Annotated in this window: 9 protein-coding genes; 5 read left to right on the top strand and 4 right to left on the bottom strand. The window is 56.8% G+C overall.

What is annotated here, in order from left to right; all coding sequences use genetic code 11:
* Window positions 1-124 precede the first annotated feature (124 nt).
* Window positions 125-1,507, top strand: a complete 1,383-nt coding sequence (locus tag HDF12_RS19590) for an NAD(P)/FAD-dependent oxidoreductase (RefSeq protein ID WP_179586128.1) — start codon at window positions 125-127, stop codon at window positions 1,505-1,507.
* A 98-nt stretch (window positions 1,508-1,605) separates the two neighbouring features.
* Here the strand turns inward: HDF12_RS19590 and HDF12_RS19585 are convergent, their stop codons facing one another.
* Together HDF12_RS19585 and HDF12_RS19580 are read right to left on the bottom strand one after the other, a co-directional pair.
* A complete protein-coding gene (locus HDF12_RS19585; RefSeq protein ID WP_179586126.1) occupies window positions 1,606-2,475 on the bottom strand; it encodes an aldo/keto reductase in 870 nt (289 codons plus the stop codon).
* Window positions 2,476-2,478: 3 nt separating this feature from the next.
* Complete coding sequence (locus HDF12_RS19580) at window positions 2,479-3,354, bottom strand: MBL fold metallo-hydrolase (protein WP_257025747.1); 876 nt, start codon at window positions 3,352-3,354, stop codon at window positions 2,479-2,481.
* Window positions 3,355-3,684: 330 nt separating this feature from the next.
* Here HDF12_RS19580 and HDF12_RS19575 point away from each other — a divergent pair, with 330 nt between their 5' ends.
* Window positions 3,685-4,623 (top strand): YihY/virulence factor BrkB family protein, encoded by a 939-nt coding sequence (locus HDF12_RS19575; RefSeq protein ID WP_373563969.1) that lies wholly within the window; start codon window positions 3,685-3,687, stop codon window positions 4,621-4,623.
* Between the two features lie 2 nt (window positions 4,624-4,625).
* On the opposite strand, the gene HDF12_RS19570 is transcribed toward HDF12_RS19575, so the two are convergent.
* The gene (locus HDF12_RS19570; RefSeq protein ID WP_179586122.1) at window positions 4,626-6,509 is read right to left on the bottom strand and encodes a M61 family metallopeptidase; all 1,884 of its coding nucleotides are present in this window, start codon (window positions 6,507-6,509) and stop codon (window positions 4,626-4,628) included.
* Window positions 6,510-6,634: 125 nt separating this feature from the next.
* Between HDF12_RS19570 and HDF12_RS19565 the strand changes: the two genes are divergently transcribed.
* The 3 genes from HDF12_RS19565 (at window position 6,635) to HDF12_RS19555 (ending at window position 10,914) form a co-directional block, all read left to right on the top strand.
* Window positions 6,635-8,686 carry a M13 family metallopeptidase gene (locus HDF12_RS19565; protein ID WP_179586120.1) on the top strand — a complete coding sequence of 684 codons (2,052 nt, stop codon included), beginning with the start codon at window positions 6,635-6,637 and terminating at the stop codon, window positions 8,684-8,686.
* Window positions 8,687-8,781: 95 nt separating this feature from the next.
* Window positions 8,782-10,230: a sodium:solute symporter family protein gene (locus HDF12_RS19560; protein ID WP_179586118.1), complete on the top strand. Its 1,449-nt coding sequence runs from the start codon at window positions 8,782-8,784 to the stop codon at window positions 10,228-10,230.
* A gap of 327 nt (window positions 10,231-10,557) precedes the next feature.
* Complete coding sequence (locus tag HDF12_RS19555; RefSeq protein WP_179586116.1) at window positions 10,558-10,914, top strand: hypothetical protein; 357 nt, start codon at window positions 10,558-10,560, stop codon at window positions 10,912-10,914.
* Between the two features lie 141 nt (window positions 10,915-11,055).
* Here HDF12_RS19555 and HDF12_RS19550 read toward each other — a convergent pair whose 3' ends face one another.
* A complete protein-coding gene (locus HDF12_RS19550) occupies window positions 11,056-12,042 on the bottom strand; it encodes a 2-hydroxyacid dehydrogenase (protein ID WP_257025746.1) in 987 nt (328 codons plus the stop codon).
* Window positions 12,043-12,290: the final 248 nt, after the last annotated feature.

The raw sequence follows: 12,290 nt of genomic DNA, 5'->3' as shown, positions 1-12,290 counted from the left end.
GATGCGCTTTTCTGTAACTCCTTCGAGAGAAGACCGTCGAACTTAGGCAGCAAAGCAACGGACAACGCCGAACGGCTCAATTCGGCATCAGATAATGGACACAGCACACCGAGGAGCCTGAACGATGGCGATATCAGCGGCAGCAGCGAGCGGACCTGCACGAAAGCGAGTTGTGATTCTGGGGGGAGGCTTTGGCGGGGTCAATGCGGTGATGGCCCTAGGTAAACTTCCGGTCGACGTAACTCTGGTAGACCGTAGAAACTATCATCTGTTTCAGCCTCTGCTGTACCAGGTCGCGCTGGCGGTGCTCTCTCCGGCCGATATTGCGCAACCTATCCGCTCGCTGGTGCGTGATCACCCTAACGTCGATGTTCTGATGGATGAGGCTATCGGCTTTGATCTGGCGCTGCAGCGCGTTCATCTGAAGACCGGCGTGCAGCTCGAGTACGACTACCTGATCATCGCCACGGGTTCGACGCACTCTTACTTTGGCAGGGACGACTGGGCCAAGCTTGCTCCCGGTCTGAAGACCGTTGAGGACGCGACCGAGATTCGCCGACGGGTACTGCTGGCCTTTGAACTGGCGGAGCGGCAGATGATGGAGGCCGGAACGCATCCGGCGTTGAACTTCGTCATTATCGGCGGGGGGCCGACGGGGGTGGAACTTGCGGGCGCGATCAGCGACATTGCGCGGCTTTACATGGCACGGGATTTTCGTCATATCGATCCTTCGATGGCGCAGGTTCTCATCCTTGAGGGCGGGCCTAATATTCTGGCCGCCTATCCTGAAGATCTGCAACGGAAGGCGCTGGAACAGCTCGCCGAACTTAAGGTGAAGGTGCGCACGGGCGCTCATGTCAGCGATGTGCAGCCCGGCTACGTGATGGTTGGCGAAGAACGTATCGACGCGGTCGTTACGCTGTGGGCGGCGGGTGTGCAGGCTTCGCCGCTTGGCAAGCTGCTTGGCGTGGAAACCGATAAGCGCGGTGCGGTGTTTGTCGATGGATATCTGAACCCACCGGGGCATCCGGAGATCTTTATCTGCGGCGATCTGGCTCACGTCGAACAGGACGGGAAACAGCTGCCAGGTGTGGCGCAGCCTGCGATGCAGATGGGCCGTTATGCCGCGAAACGTATCGGGAGACTGGTTGCCGCAGGACTGGGCAGCGATGGGAGCGGCAAGGACGAACAGTTTCGGTACTTTGATAAAGGAGACATGGCTACGATCGGGCGCAAGGCGGCGGTGGCCAACATCGAGTGGCCGTTCAAGGCCCATTGGAGCGGCTTTCCGGCTTGGATGACGTGGCTGCTCGTTCACATCTTTTTTCTCATCGGCTTTCGGAATCGGCTTGGTGTCTTCAGGCAATGGGCGTGGACGTACCTGACCTTCAGCGATGGCGCGCGGCTGATTACCGGCTCGCAGGAGCTGCCGGGTTGGAATTCACAGGAGGACCACGTAGGTCCTCTTACTACCAAACCTCTGGATATCAATTCGCCTAAGACTTAGCGGGGCATGAGCGAGTTCGCTACCTGGCGGAGACGATCGAACGAAATGAAAAGAGCCGCGCGCTGGCGGCTCTTTTTTGGTAAGCGAAAGGCTGTTCGTTATTTTGCAGAGTCTTCGATCTCTTTCCATTCGGCCGCAGGTAACTTGACATCGGCTGCGGCTACGTTTTCTTCGAGGTGCTGTACGGACGTCGTACCTGGGATGGGCAGCATGACCGGGGACCGATGGAGCAGCCATGCCAGTGAGAGTTGTGAGACAGTCGCATGGTGCTTCTTGGCGGCGGAGTCGAGCTTGCCACCAGGTTGAGCGAGTTTGCCTGCTGCTACCGGGAACCAGGGGATAAATCCAATATTGTGCTTGGCACAGTAGTCGACGACGTCTTCGTGCTGGCGGTCGCCGATGTTGTACTGGTTTTGCACGCTTACAATCTCGACCACCTTGCGGGCCTGGTCGATCTCGTGAGGTTTCACTTCGCTCAAGCCGATGTGGCGGATCTTGCCCTGCTGCTGGAGTTTTTTCATCGCGCCGAGCGACTCTTCGACGGGCACCTTCGGGTCGATGCGGTGGAGCTGCCAGAGGTCGATCCGCTCAACTTTCAACCTTCGCAGGCTCATTTCGACTTGTTGGGTAAGGTACTCCGGGCGTCCTACAGGGAGCCACTTATTCGGACCTTGCCGGGTTAACCCGCCTTTGGTTGCGATGACGACGCCTTTCGCGTAGGGAGACAACGCTTCCCCGATAAGTTCTTCGCTGACGTCCGGGCCGTAGGCATCTGCTGTGTCGATGAAGTTGATGCCGAGTTCAACGACGTGCCGCAGTACTTTTTTTGCACCTTCGATGTCTTTGGGCGCACCCCAGATTCCGTCGCCGGTGATCCGCATCGCGCCGTATCCCATGCGGTTGACCGGGAGGTCCCCGCCGATCGAGAACGTTCCGCTTGCTTTCGCATTTACAGTTGAAGTAGCCATACGTTATCGGATGCTCGTTGCCGGACAAAGGTGCATCGTCTCGCCCTCCGCAAGAATTTTTAATTTCCCTTCAATACCTAGTCTTTCAGCTTCTAATTCGAGTCTTTGAAGGGGCTCTTCCATGGGCTCCCGGCCCAGACGGAAGGTACCGTAGTGCATCGGCACCATTTGCTGTGCACCCAGATCAACGAAACCGCGTAGAGCCTCTTCCGGACTGGTGTGAACAGAGCGGTAGCTGTCTGGAAAGTAAGCACCGATCGGAAGCAGGGCCACCTCTGGCCTGAGTCTGGCCCCGATCTCGCTGAATCCATCGAAGTAAGCCGTATCGCCAGAGTGATAGACCGACTGGCCGCCGCCTTCGACAACATATCCGCCGTAGCCTCGATGAGTATCGCGAAACATCCGCGCGCCCCAGTGCTTGCAGGGGGTCATCGTTACCTTGAGGCCTTGCACTTCAATCTGCTCCCACCAGGCCAGACCGTGGATTCTGGAGAAGCCTAGCCTTTCGACGAGATCCTCGACGCCGCGGGGCACGATGACCTCAGGGGTCTGTCCAGTGAGCTTCCGCGTTGCGCGAATGACGCGCCGGAGGGAGGCCATGTCGAGATGATCCATGTGCGCATGGGTTAGAAGGACTATGTCGATGGCGGGCAGCGCGTCGACCACGACGCCGGGACGCCGCTGCCGGCGGAGTACGATCAACCGCTTTGAAAATACTGGGTCAACGAGCAGTTTTCGTCCGTACACCTGAAGGAGAAACGACGAGTGCCCAATGAAAGTGACTCCGAGTTCGTTGGGTCTTACCAACTCAACTGGCCGAGAGGTCCCGGTCATCGGCTGTTCGTGGCTCTCGCGGACCAGCCGCCAAAGCTGCTCCATCTTTCGTACTGCAAACGGTCTGGCTCGCCATGCTCTCTGCATTCATCTCACCAATAAATAGATGCTCGATCGTGATCTTATGCACCAGAGCCCGGTGGAAAACAGTCATGTTGCGGCTACCTTAGCGCTTGGCGCGGCATCTAGCTTGGCAGAACGCTCGTTTGAACGCCCTCGGTAAGTCATCGAGCGGGCTAGAGGGAGCGCACTATCTCATCTGTCGACCCAAAACTCGATCCGATTAGCGGTGCACGGATTCAGCGCCGAATCTGGGATCTTGTGTCTCGTTCTCCACTTCATTCCCTATGGAATCTTGAAGGGATCCCTGTCAGTGTGGTCGCTAAGCATACCTGGAGATCTCTTCTCGACGATAACCTGGTAGGCCGGGCTGCTGAACTTGGCTTCTACTTTATCTTCGCCTTGTTTCCCAGTCTGTTTACTGCGACTGCTTTGTTAGGGTTAGCAGCGCGCTCCGCGTCGCATATTTATTACTCACTGCTGGGTTATCTTTCGATCGTTATTCCGCATGACGCTATGGGTATGGTGCTGGGCACCTTCAACGAGACGACGGCTGCAGCTACAAGCGGGAAGCTTACCTTTGGGCTGGTGGCGGCGGTTTGGAGCGCCTCGGTTGGTTTCTCCGCGATTCAGGACTCGCTCAATGTCGTCTACAAGGTCAAGGAGACTCGCTCTTACTTTGCCGCGAGATTCTCCGCCATCGGAGTGACCGTTCTTCTGATGGGGCTGGTTACGCTGATGCTTGCTTCGCTCCTGGGAGCAGACTTCTTAGCTCGCCTCTCGCACCTGCACATCTACGACCACTTTCTGGCTGCGCTTGTGGCGCTTGTAGCACGCAGTTTTGGCTGGCTGTTTGCTGTCGTTTTGCTGTCTCTATTTTTCGCAGTCATCTACTACTTTGCCCCGGATGTGAAACGGAGCCAGTGGCACTGGCTTACTCCTGGCGCTGCTATCGGAATTGTCGGGTGGCTGATCACTTCGACTGGTCTCCGGCTCTATGTTCACTTCTTCAACAACTATTCGGTGACGTATGGTTCTCTGGGTGCGGTCATCATTCTTCTTACGTGGTTCTATTTGACGGGACTCATGCTGTTGCTGGGGGCTGAGATCAACAGCGAAATAGAAGCCGCCGCTGCGGCGAAGCGTCTGCTCCTTCTCGAGCAAAACGACCTCGCCGCAGCGGCGGCTTCGGTTACGGAAGCGTCAACTTCCACAACAGGATCTTCCGCTGCTGCTCCTAAACCTGCAGCGTGATCCTACTTCGCCGCTGGCTTCAGAATGTCATCCAGACGATCCGGTACAGAGGGGACGCGCTCCAGCATTGGATAACGCTCGCCTTCGTGATAGTCCAGCTTGAGTACCTTGTAATAGCCCGTGTTCAAGACGATTAGCTCGACAGATGGACCGGAGTCCTTCGCATCGTGTATGGCCGCCTTGAGCACATCAGGGGTGTAGGCGCGACCGTTTGCGGCGACGATCTTCATTCCCGGGCCGATGCCGCCCTTGTCGGCTACTCCGCCCTTGAGAACATCAGAGATATTGCCGGCCTTGTTCGCGTGCAGGCCGATGGAGTACCAGAAGTCGAAGGACTCACTCTGCTGGTCTTCGAGCGCGCTCCAGGAGTTGGGCTTGTCGGTGTAGGTGAGCTTGTATCCACCGTTTTCGAGGCCACCGAGCGGCGCGTGGTACGAGTTTGAGTCGAGGCGGGAACGCAGGAAGGCGGCCCAGTCGTTCGCGACCACGCCATTGAGGCCTGCAACGACATCGTCGAAGGTGTAGGGTACGACCTTCGGCCCTGTGTCTCCGCCGAGTCCGTGGAACTTCGCGACGAAATCGTCGATGGTTTTCTTGCCGTTAGTCATCTTGCGGATTGTGGTGTCGACATCAAGCCAGACGAGTTCGCCCTCGTCGTAGTAGTCCACGCTGAGACGCCAGTTGTCCCATCCGCCACCTGCGGCGTAGAGGATTTGCGCGGCGGTCGCGGTGTCCTGAATATCGCGCCAGGTGCGGCCGGGACGGTTGTCATACTCGGCCGCGATGGTGGAGAGACGCTGCTTGTACTGGTCGGGGGTCCATATGCCGCAGCGTGCGGCGAGCACGTCGCCGAGGTACTCGGTCAAACCCTCGTATACCCAGAGGAGATCGCCCTCCATGGGCTTCTGATAGTTGCTGGTTGCGAGGCCAGCGGGCCGGCGGTATTTGCCATTCCAGCTGTGAGTGAACTCGTGCGGCAGCAGCAGGCCGGCCAAGACAAACTCGCGATCGTCAGTGAAGGTGGTTGCCATCACGCGGTCATCGCTGGACTGATGATGCTCGAGGCCGAAGTGCGCGACCTCGTCGCTGAGAGTTACGAGGAAGTGATAGGAGCCGTAGTGGCGAGACTTATAGAGAGCGCCGGTCTCGCGCACCAGCTTGTCGAAGTCGGCGATGTGCTCCTTCGAGAGATTGAGCTGTTCGGGGCCGTCGGCTGCCATGTCGAGGTAGTGCTTCGGCGAGATCTCGGGAGCGAGGGGGATTTCGCGGAAGTATCGGCCTGCGAGGACGGGGGAGTCGATCAGTTGCTCGAGGCTTACGGTCTTGAAGGTTGATGTCTGACCGGAGCCGCCATCTTTGTCCAACGCGGTTCCGAGGTTCCATCCGCTTGGCAGCTTTACCGATGGAGTGAACATGACCTGGCTTGCGTCGGTGTCGGCAGGGTAGACCAGCAATGTGTTCCAGCTGAGGAGAGCAAGGTTTTCGCTGGTCGATCCGCCTGCGGAGAATCCTGAAAGGGCCGACGATGCGAGGAAGTCGATCTTCATCTCAAGCTGCGTGACGCCCTGAGGTACGGTGAGGTGATAGGCGAACATATCGATCTTGTCGCGCTCCCACTTTACGGGTTGACCGTTGGCGGTGATGAAAAATCCGGCCATATTTTCAATGGGGCCGGTGGGTCCGTGCTCTCCGGGAATCCATTTGGGATAGACGACGGTCATGGGCCCGGCTGTCACCGGCATGACTTCTATTGCATGAAGGATCTTTCGTGGAGCATCTGTGAGATCGACACTTAGGGTGATTGGCGCGGTCTGCGCCCCAGCCATTGAAACGCTTACGGTTGCTGCCAGAGCCGCTCCGGCACACTTTTTCCAAAAACCAGCCATTGTTCCGCCTTCCGCTTCCTTTTTTGTAACAGGGATCAGTCTAACGCCGGTGCACGGCCCCAGGGACGAATCGAACGTGCTTTGCGAGGGTTTTTACGGTTAGGATGGTGCACACAGGAGAACTCATGCTCTCGAAAGTTCCGGTCGCCCTGGCGGCCACTGCGTTATTGCTCGCCGCGATCCAAGTACCCGCGCAAGAGGCCGCTCAGCCTCTTCAATCGATGCCTTACTCGCCATCGCTTGATCTGTCGAGCCTAGACCGCGGGGCGGACCCTTGCGTCGACTTTTATAAGTTCTCCTGCGGTGGGTGGGAGAAGAAAAATCCGATTCCTCCGGACCAATCTGGCTGGAGTGTCTACGCGAAGCTTGGCAACGAGAATGAACAGTTTCTTTGGGGCATTCTCGAGGCGGATGCCAAGGCGGCGAATCGCGACGCAGTGCAGCAGAAGGTCGGCGACTATTTTGCCGCATGCATGAACACCTCGGCGATCGATGCGCTGGGTGTGAAACCTGCACTGTCGGGTCTGGCGCGCATCGATGCCCTGAAGACGCGGCCCGAACTCGTTAGGGCGATCAGCTCACTGCACCATGACTACGCAGGTAGTTTCCTGTTCGAATCGGGCACAGATCAGGATGCGATCGACTCGTCGCTGGAGATCGTGGCGCTTGGGGCGGGCGGACTTGGTCTGCCTGATCGTGACTATTACCTGAAGACGGATGATAAGAGTGTAAAGCTGCGTGAGCAGTATCTTGCCTACATCCAGAAGCTGCTCACGCTGGGCGGTGAGTCTGCAAATCAGGCAAAGCTCGACGCGGATGCAACCCTCCACATTGAGACGGCGCTTGCCAAGGCATCGCTTACCAGGGTGGACCGACGCGATCCGCATAAGACCTATCACATGATGACGATTAGTGAACTGAGCAAGATCGCGCCCGCCTTTGATTGGCCAAGTTACTTTGAGATGCAGGGAGCGCCAGGTGTCGCGAAGCTGAATGTGGCGCAGCCGGAGTTCATGAAGGCAGTGCAGACGGAGGTTTCGACCGAGTCTGTTGAGGCACTTCGTGGTTATCTGCGATTTCACTTTCTGACAGCCGCAGCGCCATACCTTGCTCGCCCGCTGGAGCAGACCGACTTCGACTTTTATTCGACAACGCTGCGCGGCGTTCCTGCAATGCCGCCGCGCTGGAAGACCTGCACGCGTGGAGTGGATCGTGACCTGGGTGAAGCGCTGGGACAGGAGTTCGTCAAGCGCACATTTTCTGCCGATACAAAAGCGAAGACGCAGCTGATGACGGAGCAGATCGAGGCTGCGATGAAGCAGGAGATCGAGAATCTCGACTGGATGAGCCCCGCAACCAAACAGAAGGCTCTCCGCAAGCTGCATGTGATTCGCAATAAGATTGGATACCCGAACCAGTGGCGTGACTATACGACGCTAGAGATAAAGTCAGATGACTACATTGGCAATGTTGAGCGCTCTTATCGGTTCGAAGACGCGCGACAGTGGCACAAGCTGGGTAAGCCTGTGGACTTGAATGAATGGGGAATGACGCCACCTACCGTCAATGCCTATTTCAACCCACAGATGAACGATATCAATTTTCCTGCCGGCGTGCTGCAACCACCGCTGTACGACACGAAGCTGGATGACGCGCCAAACTACGGGAACACCGGAGCAACAATCGGCCATGAGCTTACGCACGCCTTCGACGACGAGGGGCGGCAGTTCGACGACAAAGGCAATCTTCGCGACTGGTGGACGCCTGCGGACGCCAAGGGTTTCGAGGACCGTATTAACTGCATTCGTGGTCAGTACGCAGAGTACATCGTTGTGGACGATATTCACATCAACTCGAAGCTGACCAGTGGCGAAGACGTTGCCGACCTGGGCGGGACGTTACTCGCTTATATCGCATGGAAGAAGCAGACTGCCGGGCAGCAGTTGGTGAGCGCGGACGGATTCACTCCGGATCAGCGTTTCTTCGTTGGGATGGCGCAATGGGCTTGTGAGAATGAGCGTCCCGAGGTGCTGCGGGTTCGCGCTATCACGGACCCCCACTCGCCAGGGTATGCGCGCATCAATGGCGTGGTTTCGAATATGCCGGAGTTTCAGAAGGCCTTTAGCTGCAAAGCAGGTCAGCCGATGGTGCACGCGCCCACCTGCAGGGTGTGGTAATACGACAGAATTTTTCCCGTGGCCGACGGCTCAATCTCCAACGCGAGGTCACGGGTGCGAGGATCGGCTGCCAGACAGTACACTGACCTAACCTAATGAATCTCTACGCGATCGTTCTATCGGTTATTGTCGTCACCCTGCTCACGGTTTCGCTCACACGTCTTGGTAAGGTGAAGACAAAGGCAGACTATCTTGTGGCAGGCCGCTCGCTGCCCGCCTTCGTCCTGGTCTTCACGCTGTTGTCGAGCTGGATCGGCTCAGGGTCGCTGCTCGGCGGGGCGGAAAACGCCTATAAGCATGGCTTCGCGGCGCTTTGGCAAGGAGGTGGTGGCTGGGCGGGCCTGCTGCTGATCTACTTCATCGCCCCACGTGCACGAAAGTTCGCACAGTTTACCATTCCCGATCTGCTCGAGGCTCGTTACAACCAGGCGGCACGCGTGCTTGGCGTCATCGCGATTCTCTTCTGCTACACGGCTGTTACGAGCTACCAGTTTGTTGGTGGCGGCGATATTCTTCACTTGATCTTCCCGGACCTGATAACCGCCGACTTCGGCAAATACATTATTGCTGCGTTCGTCATCGTTTTTACTGCGATTGCCGGCATGGCATCTGTTGCCTACATGGATGTTGCGATCGGCCTTCTTGCCACTTTTACGATGCTTATAGCGCTGCCTATCCTTGTACATCACGCCGGGGGATGGTCTGCGGTCCATTCGAGCCTTCCCGCAACTCATTTCCAGGTGCTGGGCGATCTCAGATTCATCCAGGCTCTTGAGCTTTTTCTTCCGACTTGTCTTTTGCTGCTTGGAAATCAGTCGATGTATCAAAAGTTTTTCTCTGCCAAGTCGGAGAAGGATGCCACCCGTGCGGTTGTTGGGTGGATCGTCGGTACCGTCATCCTGGAGACTGTCATCGTCGCCCTTGCCGTCACTGGGTCTAGCCTCTTTCCTGGCGGAGAGGTACACGCACGCCCCCGCGAGATTCTCGCTTACCTTGGGTTGCATGGTTTCTCAGGGTCCGCACCGCTTCGTCTGCTGGGCGCGCTGCTGATGGGAGCCATCTTCGCGAAGATCATCTCCACAGCGAATAACTGGCTCTTCTCGCCGTCGACTAACCTCGTCAACGACATCTATCTTCGCTATATCAACCCGCAGGCTTCGAACACGAAGACTCTCGCCGTCTCTCGTCTGATGGTGGTCCTGCTTGGTCTATGGGCGCTCTACCAGTCGCTCCATATAGAGTCGGTGCTGAAGAAGTCGCTTTACGCCTATACGATTTATGGCGCTGCTCTGACGCCGGTCATCCTTGCAACCTTCTACTGGAGACGCGCGACTGCAGCGGGTGCCGTGGCCAGTATTGCGGTGGGCACGTTCGTTACGGTCTTCTGGGATACCGGCTTTGTCCACTCTCATCTGCCGGCAGTCATCAGCGAACGCGACGCTATTCTTCCAGCACTGCTTGTCTCTCTGCTGTGTCTGATCGCTGTCAGCCTATTGACCAGCCCACCGACGGAGAAGCAACTCCAACCATTCTCCGAAGCCTGACAGCAATTCTTTTTGCGGCCTGATGACGATATTGTTCGATACTTACGACATCGCTCCCCAGCTAGGGCGTAATTCTCTGAACGAGGCGACGCCATCGACAAGGTCGCACAAAAGATAGATGAACTACCGACTGGCTCCCGACCTCGCGGCAATGCCCCCTTCTCAGTGGGCGGCCGCGAAGCCTTTTTTCTGCCTGGGCCGGCGCCGTACTAAACAAAAGCGCCAGAGTGCCCTAAGCTTCTAATTCAAGGAAAAGTGAATTTTCACACTCACTTTTTTCAGTCTGCTGCATCCTATTCCAGTACACATTTTCAACAGGAGATTTTTATGGCACTTGAGACCCTAACCTTCGACTTCAACGCAACCTTCTTCCCCCTGGGTCTGAATTTCCTTGCCGCCTTTGAAAACAGCTCCCTTGATATGGTCCTGCAGGGCTCCACGGCCGATTCCTTAAGCGCCGCAAAGAAAGCACTCGAAGATGAGGATGACGAGTTTGAGGACGACGACGACGAAGAGGAAGACGACGAGGATGAGGATGGTGAGTACGAGGATGACGACGAAGAAGTCGATGACGAAGAAGATGAGGATGAGTACGAAGACGATGACGAGGAAGATGAGGATGACGACGAAGAAGACGACGATGATGACGATGTCGACGAGCTTCAGGTTGGACGGAGAGGGTAACCCTGCCGATCGGAACTCGTTCTTTGGAACCGTACAACTGCTGGCCTGCCTACCTCAGACGCGCGTTAGGCCAGCGCCTCCCCTCATCCTTAAAACGGTGGTCTAAGCGAAAACGGTGGTCTAAGCGGTCGGGAGCGAGGGCTAGTAACCTGCCTTGGTTACGATGTTTTTCAACTCTTCTCCAGTCAAAAAACGCCTCTCCTGCTCTGCTCCGAAGCGGAATGCGCGGTGGATGAACTCAGGGGTCGAGCTACCCACGTGCGGCGTAATCATGCAGTTGGGCGCCGACCATAGAGCGTGGGCTGCCGGTAGCGGCTCTGGGTCCGTCACATCCAAAACCGCCCTGATTCGATGCTGTTCGAGCGCCTCAATTAAAGCCTCCGTTACAACTACGGGGCCTCGCGCCGCGTTGACGAGAAGGCCTCCATGCTTCATCAGACTAATCTCTGCTGCTCCAACCAATCCACGCGTCTCCGGAGTTAGAGGCACGATGAGAACGACGATGTCGGCCTGCGGCAGGAGGCGATGCAGATTGGTCACGGCGACGATCTCCGGCTCTTTGCGGGGGTTACGCGCCAGCCGCAGAATCTTCGCGCCGAAGGGTTTTAGACGGGTTTCGATCGCCGCACCGATCGACCCATAGCCGACGATCAGCACGGTCTTTCCTGCCAGATCCTCTCCCAGAATCTGGTACTGTCCGACCTGAACGCCGGCTTCGTTCAAAAAATCGTCCGATACGGAAGCTTGACCTTTCCATTCCTGACGTAGCTGCAGATCGCGATAGCGTGGAACTCTCTTCAAGGACGTGAGGATTGCGGTGAGGACCCACTCGGAGGCCGAGATGTCGCGGATGCCGCGCCCGTCGCAGAGTACTATCTCCTTCGGCAGCCAAGGCCTAATCCAGTCAACGCCCGCCATCATCGATTGCACCACCTTGACGCCGCGCAAACGGGCGAAGGTCTCCCGGGCATCTTTGCGTGCGAAGACCAGGATCCAGAAGTCAACTTCGAGAATCGCCGATGGTCTGCGGGGAATTCGGACGATTGCTGCTTCGCGAGGAAAATCTACCAGCAACTGCGGAGCAAGGTTCTCGTCGACACCGACACGCACCATTGCATGAGTGTGCATGAAATCTGGTCCGGAAACAAAGCGAGGACCGAGGAAATTCACGATTCTGTAGCGTTGGTGATATCTGATATACGCAAATTGCGCACTATAGTGGGTTCATGTGCTCAGAGGGAGCAGTACACCCTCACTGAGTTATCACCCGTATCTCTTATTAAAACTTCTGGAGTGTCTGTGAAACGCTTTTTGCTGTTTGTTGTCGCGGTTTGTTTTTTCCTAATAGGATCTGTCTCGCTGCCCGCAGTTTGAGA

Origin of the sequence: Tunturiibacter gelidiferens (assembly GCF_013410115.1) — a bacterium.
Taxonomy (GTDB): domain Bacteria; phylum Acidobacteriota; class Terriglobia; order Terriglobales; family Acidobacteriaceae; genus Edaphobacter; species Edaphobacter gelidiferens.
Note: the sequence above shows the minus strand (reverse complement) of the source record. Positions and strands in the feature narration are given on the sequence as shown.